Annotated in this window: 18 protein-coding genes and 1 pseudogene; 16 read left to right on the top strand and 3 right to left on the bottom strand. The window is 35.7% G+C overall.

From position 1 onward, the window contains the following. From TR08_RS14875 to glnA, 3 genes are all read left to right on the top strand, one after another. Complete coding sequence (locus TR08_RS14875; protein WP_045519362.1) at nt 1-1,272, top strand: methionine gamma-lyase family protein; 1,272 nt, start codon at nt 1-3, stop codon at nt 1,270-1,272. A 141-nt stretch (nt 1,273-1,413) separates the two neighbouring features. After that, entirely contained in the window at nt 1,414-1,815 is a 402-nt protein-coding gene (locus tag TR08_RS14880) for a MerR family transcriptional regulator (RefSeq protein ID WP_045519364.1), read from the top strand. 22 nt (nt 1,816-1,837) lie between these two features. Further along, nucleotides 1,838-3,172 carry a type I glutamate--ammonia ligase gene (gene glnA, locus TR08_RS14885; protein WP_045519367.1) on the top strand — a complete coding sequence of 445 codons (1,335 nt, stop codon included), beginning with the start codon at nt 1,838-1,840 and terminating at the stop codon, nt 3,170-3,172. 50 nt (nt 3,173-3,222) lie between these two features. Here glnA and TR08_RS14890 read toward each other — a convergent pair whose 3' ends face one another. Then, the gene (locus TR08_RS14890; RefSeq protein ID WP_045519369.1) at nt 3,223-3,507 is read right to left on the bottom strand and encodes a DUF4257 domain-containing protein; all 285 of its coding nucleotides are present in this window, start codon (nt 3,505-3,507) and stop codon (nt 3,223-3,225) included. Nucleotides 3,508-3,868: 361 nt separating this feature from the next. After that, the gene (lexA, locus tag TR08_RS14895; RefSeq protein WP_045519371.1) at nt 3,869-4,492 is read right to left on the bottom strand and encodes a transcriptional repressor LexA; all 624 of its coding nucleotides are present in this window, start codon (nt 4,490-4,492) and stop codon (nt 3,869-3,871) included. 160 nt (nt 4,493-4,652) lie between these two features. Here lexA and yneA point away from each other — a divergent pair, with 160 nt between their 5' ends. The 5 genes and pseudogenes from yneA to TR08_RS14915 all read left to right on the top strand — a co-directional run bounded on the left by yneA (nt 4,653) and on the right by TR08_RS14915 (nt 7,849). After that, nucleotides 4,653-4,976, top strand: a complete 324-nt coding sequence (gene yneA, locus TR08_RS14900) for a cell division suppressor protein YneA (protein ID WP_081954491.1) — start codon at nt 4,653-4,655, stop codon at nt 4,974-4,976. Nucleotides 4,977-4,983: 7 nt separating this feature from the next. Beyond that, nucleotides 4,984-5,391 (top strand): annotated as a pseudogene (locus tag TR08_RS14905) (YneB family resolvase-like protein); the annotation flags it as partial. A 211-nt stretch (nt 5,392-5,602) separates the two neighbouring features. Further along, complete coding sequence (locus tag TR08_RS14910; protein WP_045519373.1) at nt 5,603-6,250, top strand: YneB family resolvase-like protein; 648 nt, start codon at nt 5,603-5,605, stop codon at nt 6,248-6,250. A gap of 501 nt (nt 6,251-6,751) precedes the next feature. Next, complete coding sequence (locus tag TR08_RS33950) at nt 6,752-7,009, top strand: cupredoxin domain-containing protein (RefSeq protein ID WP_370576321.1); 258 nt, start codon at nt 6,752-6,754, stop codon at nt 7,007-7,009. A gap of 105 nt (nt 7,010-7,114) precedes the next feature. Then, nucleotides 7,115-7,849 carry an urease accessory protein UreH domain-containing protein gene (locus TR08_RS14915; protein WP_045519374.1) on the top strand — a complete coding sequence of 245 codons (735 nt, stop codon included), beginning with the start codon at nt 7,115-7,117 and terminating at the stop codon, nt 7,847-7,849. Nucleotides 7,850-8,428: 579 nt separating this feature from the next. Here the strand turns inward: TR08_RS14915 and TR08_RS14920 are convergent. Then, nucleotides 8,429-9,352, bottom strand: coding sequence for a cupredoxin domain-containing protein (locus TR08_RS14920; RefSeq protein WP_238579148.1), 924 nt, complete (start codon nt 9,350-9,352; stop codon nt 8,429-8,431). 214 nt (nt 9,353-9,566) lie between these two features. On the opposite strand from TR08_RS14920, the gene TR08_RS14925 reads away from it, so the two are divergent. From TR08_RS14925 to TR08_RS14960, 8 genes are all read left to right on the top strand, one after another. After that, nucleotides 9,567-10,319 carry a PIG-L deacetylase family protein gene (locus tag TR08_RS14925; RefSeq protein WP_045519375.1) on the top strand — a complete coding sequence of 251 codons (753 nt, stop codon included), beginning with the start codon at nt 9,567-9,569 and terminating at the stop codon, nt 10,317-10,319. A 29-nt stretch (nt 10,320-10,348) separates the two neighbouring features. Then, nucleotides 10,349-12,136, top strand: a complete 1,788-nt coding sequence (locus tag TR08_RS14930; protein ID WP_045519376.1) for an ABC transporter substrate-binding protein — start codon at nt 10,349-10,351, stop codon at nt 12,134-12,136. A gap of 61 nt (nt 12,137-12,197) precedes the next feature. Next, nucleotides 12,198-13,184: an ABC transporter permease gene (locus TR08_RS14935; RefSeq protein ID WP_238579149.1), complete on the top strand. Its 987-nt coding sequence runs from the start codon at nt 12,198-12,200 to the stop codon at nt 13,182-13,184. Next, nucleotides 13,177-14,034 (top strand): ABC transporter permease, encoded by an 858-nt coding sequence (locus tag TR08_RS14940; protein ID WP_045519381.1) that lies wholly within the window; start codon nt 13,177-13,179, stop codon nt 14,032-14,034. The genes TR08_RS14935 and TR08_RS14940 overlap by 8 nt, the downstream gene beginning before the upstream one ends. A gap of 3 nt (nt 14,035-14,037) precedes the next feature. Further along, nucleotides 14,038-15,006 carry an ABC transporter ATP-binding protein gene (locus TR08_RS14945; protein WP_045519383.1) on the top strand — a complete coding sequence of 323 codons (969 nt, stop codon included), beginning with the start codon at nt 14,038-14,040 and terminating at the stop codon, nt 15,004-15,006. After that, entirely contained in the window at nt 14,999-16,003 is a 1,005-nt protein-coding gene (locus tag TR08_RS14950) for an ABC transporter ATP-binding protein (protein ID WP_045519385.1), read from the top strand. Before TR08_RS14945 ends, TR08_RS14950 begins: the two co-directional genes overlap by 8 nt. Nucleotides 16,004-16,017: 14 nt before the next feature. Next, on the top strand, nt 16,018-16,641 hold the full coding sequence (locus tag TR08_RS14955; protein ID WP_045519387.1) for a nitrite reductase: 624 nt from the start codon (nt 16,018-16,020) through the stop codon (nt 16,639-16,641). A gap of 80 nt (nt 16,642-16,721) precedes the next feature. Beyond that, on the top strand, nt 16,722-17,060 hold the full coding sequence (locus TR08_RS14960) for a metal-sensitive transcriptional regulator (RefSeq protein WP_045519389.1): 339 nt from the start codon (nt 16,722-16,724) through the stop codon (nt 17,058-17,060). Nucleotides 17,061-17,064: the final 4 nt, after the last annotated feature.

Consider the following 17,064-nt stretch of genomic DNA (forward strand, 5'->3'; position numbering starts at 1 on the left):
ATGTTTCAACAGTTAAAAAATGGGGAAAAGCTTCAAGAAATAGTAAGTGATGTAGAACAACAAATTGCATTCGTACATAAAGCAATAGACGAAAGAATTGAAACCAATCAATTTCGAGTTTTAAAAAGTTACCAAAAGCATAGGGTAAGTGATTCTCACTTTATACCTTCAACCGGGTATGGATATGATGATATCGGCAGAGATACATTAGAACTTATTTATGCAGATGTATTTGGTGCTGAGGCAGGTCTTGTACGTCCTCAAATTATCTCAGGAACACATGCGATTTCAATATCTTTATTTGGTATCCTTCGTCCTGGAGATGAGCTACTCTATATAACCGGAAAACCGTACGATACCCTTGAAGAAATTGTTGGGATCCGCGGCAATGGAGTGGGTTCTTTAAAGGAATTTGGTATTTCCTACGATAGTGTCGAATTAACCGAAGAGGGAACGATTAACTGGGATGTGGTTGCATCTAAGATCAAACCTAATACTAAAATGATCGGAATACAACGTTCTAAGGGATATGCAACACGTCCGTCTTTTACTGTTTCTGAAATCAAAGAGATGATTTCGTTTGTAAAAGAAATCAAGGAAGATGTAGTCGTTTTTGTAGATAACTGCTACGGAGAATTCGTCGAGGAATTAGAGCCTTGTCATGTTGGAGCCGATTTAATGGCAGGGTCGCTGATTAAAAATCCTGGTGGAGGAATTGCTAAAACGGGTGGATATATCGTTGGAAAAAAACAATATGTGGAAGCCTGTTCCTATCGAATGACATCCCCAGGAATCGGTGCAGAGGCAGGTGCTTCCCTATACAGCCTTCAAGAAATGTATCAGGGATTCTTTTTGGCTCCTCATGTAGTAGGTCAAGCATTAAAAGGAGCCGTTTTTACAGCGGCACTTCTCGAAAAACTTGGGATGAATTCTTCACCTAAATGGGATTCACGAAGAACGGATATAATTCAATCTGTCCAATTTGATGATAAAGAAAAAATGATTGCTTTTTGCCAGGCCATTCAATTTGCTTCACCGATTAATTCACATGTTACCGCCTATCCAGCCTATATGCCAGGGTACGAGGATGATGTGATTATGGCGGCGGGGACATTTATCCAAGGTGCAAGTATTGAACTGACGGCTGATGGACCGATACGACCTCCTTACGTTGCCTATGTTCAGGGAGGGCTAACTTATTCACATGTAAAAATGGCCGTTTGTCTTGCGGTAGATTCGTTAATTGAAAAAAAATTGATGGAATTAAACTAATGTATGATGCAAAGGATAACTAAAGTAGTTGTCCTTTTTATTTGAAAAAAACATGTTAGAAAACCTAACATAGGATTGACATCTTTTCTGACACGAAATATAATAGCATTATAAATCAGCAAAAGGAGAGGAGAAATTTAAATGAGTGGGAAAGAAATACGCCGCTCAATGCCACTATTCCCAATCGGGACCGTCATGCAGCTAACTGAATTAACTGCTAGACAAATTCGATATTATGAAGAGCATCAATTGATTTCTCCAGCAAGAACAGATGGGAATAGAAGACTCTTTAGTCTAAATGATATTGATAGTTTATTAGAAATTAAGGATCTTATTGATCAAGGTGTAAATATGGCTGGGATTAAGCAGCTTTTCTTGGTCAAAGAACAACAATCTAATGTTGTCCAGCAACAGGCTGAAAAAGCCAAGCAAGAGTTATCAGACGAACAGCTACGAAATTTACTCCGGCATGAATTGCAGCAAGCTGGAAGATTCAATCGTTCGTCATTAAGGCAAGGGGATATGTCACGATTTTTCCATTAAATATTATTTGGAGGTAATAAGAATGGCTAAGTTTACAAGAGAAGATATTAAAAGGTTGGCACAAGAGGAAAATGTAAAATTTATTCGTTTACAATTCACTGATATTTTAGGAACGATTAAAAATGTTGAGATTCCGGTAAGCCAATTAGAAAAGGCTTTGGATAATAAAATGATGTTTGACGGATCTTCTATCGAAGGTTTTGTACGTATTGAAGAATCTGATATGTATTTATATCCAGATTTGAATACATGGGTGGTATTCCCTTGGACTGCTGAAAAAGGAAAAGTTGCTCGTTTAATTTGCGATATCTATACTGCAGAAGGAAAACCATTTGATGGTGATCCACGTAATAACTTAAGAAGAGTATTGAGAGAAATGGAAGAACTTGGATTTACAGACTTTAACTTAGGACCTGAGCCAGAATTCTTCTTATTTAAATTAGACGAAAAAGGTGAGCCAACACTAGAATTGAACGATCAAGGCGGATATTTCGACTTCGCGCCAACTGATTTAGGAGAAAACTGCCGTCGTGATATCGTACTAGAACTAGAAGAAATGGGCTTTGAAATTGAAGCTTCTCACCACGAAGTAGCTCCAGGTCAACATGAAATTGACTTTAAATATGCGGATGCTTTAACAGCATGTGATCAAATTCAAACATTCAAATTAGTAGTAAAAACGATCGCTCGTAAGCACGGTTTGCATGCAACGTTCATGCCAAAACCATTATACGGAGTAAACGGTTCTGGAATGCACATGAATCTTTCGTTATTTACAAATGGCAAAAATGCTTTCTACGAGCCAACTGGTGATTTAGAAATGAGTGATACTGCTCGTCAGTTCATTGCTGGAATCTTAAAGCATGCTCCTAGCTTTACAGCGGTAACAAACCCAACTGTAAACTCTTATAAGCGTCTAGTTCCTGGCTATGAAGCACCTTGCTACGTTGCGTGGTCTGCTAGAAACCGTTCACCATTAATCCGTATTCCAGCTTCACGTGGATTAAGTACTCGTGTTGAAGTAAGAAGCGTTGACCCAGCTGCAAACCCATATCTAGCAATGGCTGTTCTATTAAAAGCTGGTTTAGATGGTATTAAAAATAAAATGACTCCTCCAGCTCCAGTTGACCGTAACATCTATGTAATGAGCAAAGAGGAAAGAATCGAAGAAGGAATCATCGATCTTCCTGCAACACTAGCTCAAGCTTTAGATCAATTGAAGTCTAATGAAGTAATTGTTTCTGGTTTAGGAGAACACATCTTTGAACACTTTATCGAAGCAAAAGAGATCGAGTGGGATATGTTCCGTACTGTTGTTCACCCTTGGGAACGCGACCAATATATGAGCATGTATTAATATAAAGAGACCCAGTGTGGATATAATCCATACTGGGTTATTTGTTTCAATTATTTTTCATTTTTTTCATTTAGTAACTTAAATCTGGTGAGAATAATATCACTGCTAATCCCTACAAGTACCGATACTAAAATATTTTCAACCAAAGAACTTGGAGTTGTGTAAATTACCACGAGGAGACAAGCGACTAAGCATATAAGTATTTCTTCTAGAAAACCTAGATAAATAAATTTCTTTGTTTTACGAGGCATGATGATTTTTCCGTGCTTTCGAACATGACTGATAATTCCTACTGATCCACCAATAACCATTGAGAAAATAATGTCCTTCAACACTGTTTTCCACTCTCCTTAAGCCTGGATTTTTTGACCTAAGGTAAACTCTTGGTGTAATACCATTATACTAATAGTGGAAACTAGATAGAATGAGTATATATACACAATTTTGAATATTTTCCAAAAATAAACATATAAAAAAACAGAACTATGACTTTGATAGTCTGATTTCGTTGCTCATGGATTTTAAAAGATGATCACCAGCTATTGACTATCAGATAGCTGTTACGTTTTTCATGCTATTATATTTCCATTATCTAATATAACCTGGATATATTAATAAAAATAAAGAGTCCAATTCAAATACGAATTGGACGCATTTTCTTGAACTACTAAGTACTTGTTTCTAGCTCATTATGGATTAATGAATGTGACGATAAACACCGATAACTTTTCCAAGTATGGATACGTTTCTTAAGATAATTGGGTCCATAGTCGAGTTTTCCGGCTGAAGGCGAATGAAATCTTTTTCTTTAAAAAATCTTTTACAGGTCGCTTCATCTTCTTCTGTCATTGCGACGACGATATCTCCATTGTTAGCAGTTTGCTGCTGTCTAACGATTACATAATCTCCATCGAGAATTCCAGCTTCTATCATACTCTCACCCATGATTTCTAGCATAAATACTTGCTCATCTGCAGGTGCTAGACTTTCAGGAAGTGGGAAATACTCTTCAACGTTTTCAATGGCTGTAATAGGAACTCCTGCAGTTACTTTACCAACAATCGGTACATTGACAACATTGTTTCTTGGAATATTTACACTTTCATCCGCTTCTAGTATTTCAATTGCTCTTGGTTTGGTTGGGTCTCTTCTAATCAGTCCTTTGCTTTCCAAACGTGCCAAGTGACCATGCACGGTAGAACTAGAGGCAAGACCAACAGCTTCTCCAATTTCCCTAACGGAAGGTGGATAGCCTTTTTTCTTTACTTCCCCTTTAATAAATTCAAGGATATCCTGCTGTCGCTTAGATATTTTTGTCATAATAGATACACCTCGCCCTATTTGATTATTTAAATTAATTATAGCATGTTCGTATTTTTTATACAAACATAAGTTCGAATTATTGTTGACAACAAACAAATGTTCGGATTATAATAAAAACATAGAAACGAACATATATTCTGGATAGGGGTTGTTTATTATGAAAAAAATATGGGACAAGTACTCTTATGCTATTTTACTAATTATTTTGAGCTGTTCTTTAGCTTTTATTTTATCGTTGCGATTTAACTCTAATGTGGAAGAAAAATTTTTAACCATTACTGTTTCGGAAGGCGATTCACTTTGGGAAATCTCTAATCAATATTCGGATCAGCATACATACTCCAATAACGAATTTGTCAGCTGGGTTAAACAGCATAACCAAATTGAAGGAGATGAAATTTATCCGGGAGATGAAATCATTATTCCTGTGAACTATGAAGTTGGAACTATAACTGAACTTGCAAGCGCCGCAGGAGAGTAATATACAGATGGTGAATGGAATCGTATATTGCCGGGTCAGTACCAATAAAGAAACACAGGAAACATCATTAAAACGTCAGGAAGAGGAACTGACACAGCTTGCGAGTCAATATCAATTGAATGTTGTTTCCATTATTAGAGAGCAAGCGAGCGGTTTTGACCTTGAGAGAGATGGAATTCTTGAATTATTGGATTTATTGAAGAAAAAAACGGTACAGGCTGTATTGATTCAAGATGAAACAAGATTGGGTAGAGGGAATGCTAAGATTGCCCTCTTGCATTGCATATTGAAGGAAGGAGTAAAGCTATATACTATTTCACATAATGGTGAACTGCAGTTATCGGAAAGTGATTCCATGGTATTGCAAATAGTTGGTATGGGCGAGGAATATCAGCGTAAACTTCATAACACTAAGAGAGACGCTAGATTAAATATATTAAATATTAGAAGAAATCTATTAATTACAGTATAAATCAATAATATTTTAATAGATTTATTTTAAATTTATACAACACGTTATCAAGACAAAAAAATACAACCCCTTTTGTAAGTGCGTAAGCACTTATTTTTATTAGCGATTACTAATGATATAAGGGAAATAAATTTTAAATTGTGGAGGGTAGAATTTGAGAGCTATTATTTATTGCAGAGTTAGTACAGAAAAAGTTTCACAAGATACATCATTAAAAAGACAAAAGGAAGAACTCCAAGAATTTGCCCAAGATAATCAATTCAATGTAATAAAAACAATTGAGGAAAGACATAGTGGTTTTGATGTTGAGCGAGATGGTATTATTGAAGCATTATCATTATTTAAAGAAAAGCAAGCTGATGTTTTACTTATACAAGATGATACCCGTTTAGGAAGGGGACATTCAAAAATTGCACTTATTCATGAACTGCGAAAAATGAATATAAAAGTTTTTACTATACAAGATCAAGGGGGAATTTTCCTATCTGATGCTGATTTAATGGTATTGGAAATTCTAAGTGCTGTTGAAGAATTCCAGCGTAAAATTACAAAATATAAAATTAGTAGAGGCATGGAAAGGGCAATAAAAAATGGTTTTGAACCCATTAAGAATTTATCGAATCAACATTTAGGTGGCAGGGAAAAAAAAGAGTTACCGGTTGAGGAAATAATTAATCTTAGAAGAAAGAATCTTACCTTTTATGAAATTGCAGCCACTCTTAGAGGGTTGGGGTATGATGTAAGTAAAGCGACTGTACATAGAAGGTATAAAGAATATTGTGATGAATTAGAAGAACAATAAATAGATTAAAAACTTCTTTTTAAATAACTATGTCTTTAAAAAATCTACATAATAAATATTCTCTGTTAAAATTTAGAACCATCAACGAGGAATAAAGGAATATCCCCAATTAATACTATTTTCCAAAATAGAATATTTAAATTTTGGGCTGTTCTTTATTTTGACAGCCTTTTTTTGTTGTCAAAATAGAATAGTAAATGTACTAACAAAAGATTTCTTCCTTTAACTTGTTGAGATATTACTATAAATTAATAAGCCTTGAATATTAAATAAACTGTTTTAGTTTTCGTAACCAGGTTAAATTTTTATAAACAAAAACTTATAAAGACAAAATAGCAATTTTTTCTTCTTATGTTAATATTTATTAGTAGATTACTATAACTCGTTAATTTCAACATATTATATAGAGCAAATCTCTCAATATATTCTACACAGTTAAAATAGGGACGTGAAGCATCTGAGCAAACGAATGAAATAAAATTAACTCCTGCTAGTACAGATATACAAGAAATTGTAGTTAGTCCTACCGGTTATTCACCTAAAGAAATAGTTTTAGAATCAGGAAAACAATCTACAATTAACTTTAGGACCGAAGAGGGAACGGGTTGTTTAACTACGGTACTTTCAGATAAACTCGGAATCAATTCAGTTTTAAAAGAAGGTTCTAATAATTACCTTAACATTAAAGCTCTTGAACCAGGGACTTATGAATATGCCTGTGGTATGAATATGTATAAAGGTACCATAACCGTTAAGTAATTAGTTTTAGAAATAATTATTAAATATAAATTAGAATCTCCACAATTTCTGCACTTTTTTATGCTATCTTGATCCTATTAATCTGGATAATTTAGGTGATATCATGTGTATAGTTTATTAAGCCAAATCAGTGCAGTATTAAGTAAACCATTCTTCATTTTGGCAAATACCTTAGAATCAACACCAATTGTTTTTGCCTTTATTTTGGGGTTAGTAGGGGCTCTAGCACCTTGTCAGCTTACAGGAAATATTAGTGCTATAACATTGTACGGAAATAGATCTATTCAAAAGAAAATCGCTTGGAAGGATGTTATATTCTTTACTCTAGGAAAGGTAGTTGCCTTTTCTTTATTAGGAGTTTTGGTTTGGTTGATGGGAAGGGAGATAGAACAGAATCTAACGTTATTTTTTCCATGGCTCCGGAAAATTATTGGACCTTTATTGATATTAGTTGGTTTGTTTATGTTAGGTTTAATAAATTTTAGAAAAACGTTTAATTTATTTAAGGGATCAAAAGAATACAAGCACGAGAATCCATTTGGTTCATTTATGTTAGGGTTTAGTTTTTCATTAGCCTTTTGCCCAACTATGTTTATCCTATTCTTTGTCACCCTAATGCCAGTTGTTTTGACTAGTTCATATGGTTTTATTCTCCCCTCTATGTTTGCAATTGGAACAGCTATTCCACTATTGATTTTCATTTTTATCATTGGGTATCTCGGTGGTGGTGGGGTGATAATGAAAAAAGGGAGAAAATTTGGTTTGATCATGCAACGGATTGCTGGTGTTCTTATTTTATTATTAGGATTTTTTGATACATTAACATATTGGTCCTTATGAACTAATTAATAAAAGCAAAAACAACGAATTTCATTAAAGAAATTCGTTGTTTTTTGCTTGATTATTTAAATATTTTATGTTTTTTAGAGCAGAGCATTATTATCTTTTAAATAGATATAATCCATCCCCATCTATGTTTTTTCTTATTCATCATTGTTTTAAAATAATAGAAAAACATTGTTCTCCAATTTGATTATTGATGGTAATTTCTCCTCCGTGGCTTTGGTGGACTCATTGCCTCTGCTACTTTTCTTGCGATAAATTGCTATTTTACTACATGTTTCAATAAGAAACCGTAACACTTGCACTGCAAGAACTGGCGGGAAATCGATAAAATATTCTTGCAGATAATTTAAAAATACTTATATATACAAATTGTTTAGTATATTAGTTTTTCAAAGCTGATAGAAGATTGTATATTGTTTTTTTAACCGATGGAATTGACAAGGTATATAAATGAAATGAAAAGAAATATAATTATAATTAGTTACAAACGCATTAATAGAGACTATTTTGAAATAGCGAATTAATCCGCCCATTTTAAACTATTCACCATTCCAACTTGGATTCTAAAACTAGTCATTGTACAATTAAAATTCCTGTCATACCATTTTCTTTATGACCCGGGATGGTGCAATAAAAAGAATAAGTACCTTCTCTAAGTGGTGTAAAGGTAACTTTTGTCTGCTTTTTTGCAGGTGCATGTAAGTGAAAATCTGCTTCTGTTTCAGTATGACCATGTTGATGTCCTTCACCATCATCTTTTTTTACAAATGGAATTTCTTTAATTTCAATATCATGATCAATTGAATCATGGTTTTTTAGAATAATAGAGGTTGGTTTATCCTTTTTCACAATTATTTCCCCAGGGTCGTAGGAATATTGTGATGGATGAACCGTAATCGATAATTCTTTCAAGCTTTCTATACTTTGACCCTCATGGTTTTGATGACTATTATCAGGAGGAGTTGATTTTGAAAAAACAAATTGTTTATCAAGTTGAACGCCTAATAGTAGATATCCTGCAAATACAATAAAGGTCATGATAGGTTTCAGTATCCATTTCTTTGTAGATTTAGAATCTTGACCGTTCGGTAAGATCTGAAATAATAACATAGAACTTACTGATAGAGTAAGAAAAACATTTACTAGAGTGACTGCTTGATTTTGTGTGATCATTTCACCAAGCATGGCACCCATCATCCCACCCATCAATCCCGCCATTAACCCTTCAAGTGTTGCCAGTATTCCTAACACAAAACCACAGGCAGACCCTGCTATAACCCCGACTAGAATTGAAATGATAGTTGAATAAAAAAGATTTCCCTGGAATAAAAGCCCTAAAAATACACCTGCCGTTAATCCGACATTCATACCGACTACCATGGCAATAACCATACCCGCCATGTTAGTAAGCCTTTTTCGGTAATACATAGTTAAGACCATCGATGCGATAATGACAAAAAATAATGTAGCTAGCACATATGTGTCATATCCAATCAAGAACTACCGACCTCCTTTTCTGCTACATGATATGTTTTATTGAGACAGGCCATGCTCAAAAATTTTTCTTTTTTCCTTGGAAGGTTATCTGAATAATTAAATTTAATATTCTAAAAATTTAGTATTTACAAACAATCCAATCCATAATACTATTAATCTTAATTACTGCCTATATAGGGTAGTGGGGTAATGTACTTGAAAGGGGAGATATTGAATGGCAAAAGGACAAAAGGTACTCTTTTTAGGGGTTTATGGGATGGAAGTCGTTGAATGCGGAGGTGCACTTGCAAAAAATGTACTAAGCGGCGGTGAATCCTATGCAAGTATTATGCTGTGTCGTGAGACGAGTCAGCAACAGGTAAAAAAGGCAGCAGAAATTTTAGGAGTAAAAGAGGTTTCTTTTCTCAACTTTCAATATGGAACGGTTGATTTAAGTGTTGAATCAAAAAAGAAGCTTATAAAAGTAATCAGGGAAGTAAAGCCTGATATTATTATTACACAAGATCCAGATCATTCTTTTCATGACCTAGACCCAGATCGTCGTCCCGCTATGACTCTTCTTTTGGAATCCATCGCACTTGCCAGTAGGGATTTTGCTTTAGAAGATATGCCAGGTTTATTACCTCATCCGATTCCGACCATCTATTATATGACTCCACACCATCCTAACACAGTAGTTGATATTACAGAAGTATGGGAGAAAAAAGAGAAAGCAATGGATATGCTTGAAAGTCAAATGGAATTCAGTGGGATGCATTTTGATGAAATGCTAGATTCAAAGGCGGTTGAGGCTTTATATCCCGGTTATTCTCAGCTTACAAACTATCACGAAAAGGGTAGAGCCATCCATAAGGTACTTGATAAAGCGGTACATGTCTATCACGGCCTGGCGACCCATGGACATTTTGCTTTTGCCGAAGCCTATCGAAGAGAAGGGAATTTTCACCTTTCAGAACTTATTGTATAAAGAAATAAACAAAAGGGGGGGTGTGTTAATTGAAAAAGTATTTGCTTAGTGGACTGTTAATTTTTGCATTATTATTTTCCAATTATTCTTCGGTAAGTGCAGATACAACGGTAGCATCGTTAAAAGTTGGAATCACGAAAGATGAAAACGGTTTAAACCCTTATACGTATGTGACAGGATACCCAGGTTTGGATTTAATGAATTTACTCTATGATAACTTATTTCAATTAGATGTAGATAATAAACCAATACCATGGCTTGTTAAAGAATACAAGGTAAGTGCTGATGGCTTAACCTATGAATTTACACTCCACGATAATGTAAAATGGCATGACGGGAAGCCACTAACAGCAGAAGATGTTAAATTCACGATGGACTATTTCATCAAGTATCCCAAATCCCGTTTTACAAACCCACTTAAATCTATCACCACGATTAATGTTACCGATGAAACTAAATTTTCATTAGTTTTATCTAAAGCAGATCCTAACTTCATGATACAGCCTCTAGCCGACCTGCCGATTTTACCACAACATATTTGGTCTACAATCGATAAACCTGATGACGAAATGAATGCATTAGGAAGCGGGCCATACATTTTAGAAGAACATCAATCTGGACAGTTCTATAAAATGAAGGCCAATAAAGATTATTTTAAAGGTGCACCGCCGATTGAAGAAATCATATTTCCAATTATTGAGGATACAACTGCTATGTTTAATGCACTTCAATCAGGTGAAATTGATGCAATATCAGCAAGTATTTCGCCAGAGCTAGTAAACCAATTTGAATCTAATCCTTCTACTAAAGTGGCTAGAGGACCTGGTTATAGTACATCTCTTTTCCAGATTAATGCGGAGAAATATCCGATGTCGGAGAAAGCTTTCCGCCAGGCGATCGATTTTGCAATTGACAAAGAAAATTTAGTGAAGACGGTGCTGTTAGGGTTTGCGGAAGTAGGAAGTCCGGGATTTATTCATCCTTCCTCTCCATTTTACAACGATAACTTGAGTCCCGGTTTTGACCAGGAAAAAGCAAAAGAAATCTTAGAAGATGCGGGTTTTAAAGATACAGATGGAGATGGTTTCAGAGAAGATCAGCAAGGAAAGAAAATAGATTTAACAACGCTTGTTTATTCCAATAGCCCGATTAGAATTCGGACAGCGGAATTAATTTCAGAATCCTTAAATAACGTAGGAATTAAAAATACGGTAAAAGCAATGGATTCTACCACTGTAGATTCGTTGATGTGGCCGGATTTTGATGTCAGCAAAGGGAGAGATTATGACTTTGGTGTGTGGAGTTGGTCCAATACAATGCAGTTATTCCCAGACCGACTGGTGGATTTATTCCATTCAGACCCTGCACTTGGTTCTGTTAATATTGGTGCCTACAAAAACCCTGAGTTTGATGTGCTGGGAGAAAAATTGAAAAGCACTCTTGATGAAACGGAACGAACGAAACTGATTAAAGAAATGCAGACGTTTGTAGCTGAGAACTCACCAATTATTACACTTTATTATCAGGAAATTGTTAATGCATATAATCCGAAAGTATATGACGGATTTGTTTTTCAAGTAGGAAAAGGGATAATCAATAAATTGTCGTTCGTCTCCGGGGAAAAACCAGAACTGCCTACTGAAAATGAACCATCAAAGGATTCTACAAAGTCAGCAGAAGATAATCAAGCGGGTAATAATGATGCTGAAAAGAACAACACAGGATTTTATATTTTCGTAGGAGTGCTAATTCTTTCAGTTCTGGTCTTCTTCCTAAAAAAGAATAAGAAAACAGATAAAGACGATTTTGATTTTTAAAAAGACAGCTTTTCCCGTAAAAAGTCTGCTTTTTACGGGAACCTTTTCATCAATCTGGGAGGTGAAGGCTTTGTGGAAATTCGTGACTGGTAAGCTTTTGCAATATGTTATCGTCATTATGTTGATGCTGACATTGAACTTCTTATTACCAAGGCTAATGCCAGGAAATCCGCTTGTATTTTTGGCTGGGGAAGATGTAGGTTTTATGACCAGTAAAGAAAAAGAGGCAATATTAGAAAAGCATGGATTAAATGATTCAATTGTACAACAATATGGGACTTATTTGAAAAATATTTTTACAGGGGATTTTGGTTTTTCCTATCAGCAAAAACGCCCTATTATAGAATTATTAAAGGAGAGGCTTCCTTGGACCATGCTTTTGACTGGACTGGGATTAGTGTTATCTACTATTATTGGGGTCCTATTTGGCACGATATCAGCTTGGCGAAGAGGAACAAAAACAGATGCCAATCTCCTTACGATGTTTATGTTTCTAAGTGCCATGCCATCCTTTTGGGTTGGTATGATATTAGTCTCGGTTTTTTCAGCCCAATTAGGCTGGCTGCCAGTATTCGGTGCAGAAAGTGCCTGGTCAAATTTAAAGGGAATGGATCGATTCATTGATATAGTAAAGCATCTTATTCTTCCTTTGACAACGCTAGTATTAATCTCTGTAACGAGTACGTTTATGATTATGCGTTACTCCATGTTAAATGTTTTAGGTGAAGATTACATTATGATGGCTAAGGCAAAAGGTGTTAAAGAAAAGGTAATAAAATACAAGCATGCTATGAGAAATGCGTTATTACCAGTGGCGACAGTATTTATGCTGAGCCTTGGATTCACACTCGGCGGTGCTACTGTAATCGAAACTGTTTTTGCCTATCCGGGAGTAGGGCGTTTAATGTTCGAATCAGTACTTAGCCGTGATTATCCTCTAATTCAAGCAACGTTTTTAATAATTACTTTCAGTGTAGTTATCGCCAATTTTTTAGCTGATTTAATTTATCCAATTCTGGATCCGAAGGTGGGAAAACATAATGGATAAACAAAAATGGAAGCATTATTGGAGGGTGCTATCTTCAAATAATTTGGGATTGTTCGGAGTGGCCTTACTAGTCATATTCTTATGTATTGCTCTTTTTGCTCCATTCATCGCCCCATTTGATCCTACAGAAAGAGTTGGCTCACCATTTATGAAGCCGAATGGTGTATTCCTGCTCGGTACTAACGATATAGGACAGGACATATTCAGTGAACTGCTGTATGGTACAAGAGTGTCACTTTTAATTGGCGTTATTGCAGCTTTAATCTCAATTATTTTAGGCTGTCTTATCGGTGTTATTGCAGGTTATTTTGGGGGAAAAGTTGATTCATTCCTAATGAGATTAGTAGATTTAGTTTTAGTTATCCCATTTCTACCACTTATGATATTATTGGCGGCCTTTATCGGTCCAAGTTTCTGGAATATAGTTTTAGTTATCAGTCTTATTTCATGGGCCTCTCCTGCGAGGGTCATTCGATCCCAGGTCTTAACTTTAAAAACTAAAGGTTATGTTGAAGCGGCTAGGTCGATTGGTACAGGGATAGGAGTCATTTTAACCCGCCACATTTTGCCTGGTGTGATTCCAATTGCCCTTTCACAATTTGTTTTAGCTGCAAGTCATTCGATATTAATTGAGGCTTCACTAAGCTTCCTCGGACTCGGTGATCCATTTACTAAGAGCTGGGGAACAATTTTGTATTATGCACAGGCCAGAGGTGCCTTTTTAACAGATGCTTGGATTTGGTGGGTTTTGCCGCCAGGATTATTATTAACAACACTTGTTATTGGTTTTGCCTTTACAGGTTATTCCTTAGAAGAGATATTGAATCCACGGCTGAGAAAGGAGCGATAAAGTATGAGTACTGTGCTATCAGTAGAAAACCTGTCCACATTTTTTAAAACCGATAAAGGGATTGCAAAGGCAGTTGAAAACGTTTCTTTTTCTGTAGATGAAGGGGAAATGCTTGGATTGATTGGCGAGTCTGGCTGCGGAAAAACGACTGTGGCCCAATCAATTTTAAGGTTAATAGAATACCCAGGAAAAGTGGTGGCAGGCAGTGTTTACTTAAATGGGAAAAACCTTTTAAAAGCCACGGATTCAGATCTTACTGGTTTAAGATGGAGAGAAATTTCGGTTATTCCACAAAGTGCGATGAATGCCTTAAATCCAGTTTACACTGTAGGAGACCAAATTATCGAGGCAATCTTGCTTCACGATAATGTAAATAAAAAAGAAGCCGTTGAACGAACTAAGAAGTTGCTCGAACTGGTAGGAATTGATGGAGAGCGGTGGAAAAGCTACCCTCATGAATTTAGCGGAGGTATGAAGCAGCGTGTAGCTATTGCGATGGCACTAGCTTGTAATCCAAAGCTAGTTATCTCTGATGAGTCCACAACTGGTCTCGATGTACTAACACAGGCTCAGGTTATTTCCTTAATCAAAAATTTGCAAAAGAAGATGAATTTGTCAGTTATCCTTATTTCTCACGATCTACCAATGGTAACTTCCATTTGTGATAGAATAGCGATCATGTATGCAGGTAATTTAGTAGAGTGGGCTTCAACGGAAGAAATTCTAAAAAATGCAGAACATCCTTATTCAAAAGCTTTGTTAAATGCAACCCCTGATCTTTCTAATCCAGAGCGTGAAGTCACATCTATTCCGGGAAGCGTTCCTAATCTGGTTAATATTCCTACTTGCTGCCGTTTCCATACTAGATGTCCTTATGCATTTGATCGATGTAGACAGGAAACACCTGAGTTTAAGGAAATCAAACCGGGACATTATGTGGCCTGTTTTTTAGAGGAGGAACAAAATGGATAATTCAGTTCTGCTCAAGGTAAATCTTTTAAAGAAAACGTTTGTTAAAAAGACAGGAACCTTACTAAAAAGAAAGAAAACAGATGTATTTGCAGTTAACAATGTGAATTTTGAAATTAGAAAAGGAGAAATTCTGGGGATTATTGGAGAAAGTGGATGCGGAAAAACAACAACAGCTAGAATGGTCATGCGTTTAATGAAAGAAACGAGTGGTGAAGTTTGGTTTGATGGAGTTGACTTATGTAATCTAAAGGAATCAGAAACCAACAAAATCAGAAAAAAAATGCAAATGATCTTTCAAGATCCTTATGATACGCTAAATCCTGGTATGAGGGTTGTCGATATATTAATGGAGCCACTTAACGCTCATGAAAAAAACTTGGAATACCAAGAAAAAGTCAAACTAGTTAAAGAAGCAATAGAATCCATTGAATTAAAACCTGCTGAAGATTATATGTATCGTTATCCGCACCAGTTAAGCGGAGGGCAGCGGCAAAGAATAGCTATAGCGAGAGCCGTAATTTTGAAACCTTCATTTATAGCAGCAGATGAACCAACCTCGATGTTAGATGTATCTGTACGTGCGGGGATATTAAATCTTCTCCTTGAATTGAGAAAGAAAATGGGGTTAACGATGATGTTCATTACCCATGATTTATCGACGGCAAGTTATATGTGTGACCGGATTGCTGTAATGTATCAGGGGCGAATCGTAGAAATTGGTCCCACTCAAAAAATTATTCATGCTCCATCCCATCCTTATACAAAGGCCCTAGTTTCGGTTGTAAAAGATTTAAACTATTTTATAAAAAATAGGGAGAGGCTGATTTTTGATGGTGAAGTGGATGCTACTAGAGAAGCAGTTGGATGTCCATTTGTAACGAGGTGTCCTCACCAGGAAAGTGTTTGTCACAGCAAATCACCTAAAATTGAATCATTAGGTAATAGTCATGAAGTAGCTTGCCATTGTCATGAAGACTTATTAGAAAGAACTTCTTAGGAAAGAGGATTGTTATGGAAGATAATACTAAGAAAGTAAAAATAGCAGTAAATGGGGGCATTAATTTTGGCTCAAAGCTTTCAGCGAAACAGCTTCTTGTTTTAGCAAAATATCTAGGCGATGAAGAAATTGAATTAACAACATTCCAACAGCTTTATCTTGAAATTCCAGCTGACCAAAAGCAGGATATTATTGCAGAGTTTGAGGAAGCTGGACTACAATGTTATCCTGTAGGCAATTTTGTAAAGAGTTTACGGACATGTAATTTTTGCAAGGGTGCAGAGGCAGAAGGAATGCCGGTTGCAATTGAATTAAATAACAGAATCGCCGGTATACCTGTTCCCTTTACGTTGAAACCGGCTTATACAGGGTGTCCGATCGGGTGTGGAGAACCTATGGTAAATGATATTGGTGTAATGAAAGTAAAAGATACTTATAATTTATACGTAGGAGGCAAAACCAAAGGTCAGGATGCAGTGGCCGGAAAACTAATACGAGAAAACCTTACTCCGGAACAATTGTATATAGTTGTTGATAAAATTATCCAACTTTATAGTGAGCAAGGAAAAAAACGTGAACCCTTTCATAAGTTTGTCAATCGAATTGGATATGAGACGCTTAACGAACACCTATATTAACAAAAAAATGGTGATTATTAAAAATAAGCATTTACATACCATACGGGGGTATAATATAATCTTATCAAGGAGGCGAATCAATGGAATCTCAATTAGAAAATCATTCTATGAAAGATGACTGCTGTAGTCATTCAAATAACAGGAAAAGTCATCATTCCGATAAAACTAAACAAAATTTAGTAAGCCGGTTAAATAGAATTGAAGGTCAAATTCGCGGAATTAAAGGATTAATTGAAAAAGACACATATTGTGATGATGTTATTACTCAAATTTCCGCTTGTCAATCAGCATTAAACAGCGTTGCAAAGATCCTTTTAGAAGGTCATTTAAAAAGCTGTGTTGTTGAAAGAATTCAAGAAGGTGACCTGGAAGTTTTAGATGAGGTTCTTGTTACCGTCCAACGATTAATGAAGAAATAATGGG

Origin of the sequence: Neobacillus niacini, from assembly GCF_000759675.1 — a bacterium.
Taxonomy (GTDB): Bacteria; Bacillota; Bacilli; order Bacillales; family Cytobacillaceae; genus Neobacillus; species Neobacillus niacini_A.

Bases quoted from the DNA above. Each gene is read 5' to 3' on its own strand.
- TR08_RS14940 (WP_045519381.1), top strand. From the start codon at position 13,177: ATGGATAAACAAAAATGGAAGCATTATTGGAGGGTGCTATCTTCAAAT.
- TR08_RS14945 (WP_045519383.1), top strand. From the start codon at position 14,038: ATGAGTACTGTGCTATCAGTAGAAAACCTGTCCACATTTTTTAAAACC.
- TR08_RS14880 (WP_045519364.1), top strand. From the start codon at position 1,414: ATGAGTGGGAAAGAAATACGCCGCTCAATGCCACTATTCCCAATCGGG.
- TR08_RS14925 (WP_045519375.1), top strand. From the start codon at position 9,567: ATGGCAAAAGGACAAAAGGTACTCTTTTTAGGGGTTTATGGGATGGAA.
- TR08_RS14875 (WP_045519362.1), top strand. From the start codon at position 1: ATGTTTCAACAGTTAAAAAATGGGGAAAAGCTTCAAGAAATAGTAAGT.
- TR08_RS14960 (WP_045519389.1), top strand. From the start codon at position 16,722: ATGGAATCTCAATTAGAAAATCATTCTATGAAAGATGACTGCTGTAGT.
- glnA (WP_045519367.1), top strand. From the start codon at position 1,838: ATGGCTAAGTTTACAAGAGAAGATATTAAAAGGTTGGCACAAGAGGAA.
- lexA (WP_045519371.1), bottom strand. From the start codon at position 4,492: ATGACAAAAATATCTAAGCGACAGCAGGATATCCTTGAATTTATTAAA.
- yneA (WP_081954491.1), top strand. From the start codon at position 4,653: ATGAAAAAAATATGGGACAAGTACTCTTATGCTATTTTACTAATTATT.
- TR08_RS14955 (WP_045519387.1), top strand. From the start codon at position 16,018: ATGGAAGATAATACTAAGAAAGTAAAAATAGCAGTAAATGGGGGCATT.
- TR08_RS14950 (WP_045519385.1), top strand. From the start codon at position 14,999: ATGGATAATTCAGTTCTGCTCAAGGTAAATCTTTTAAAGAAAACGTTT.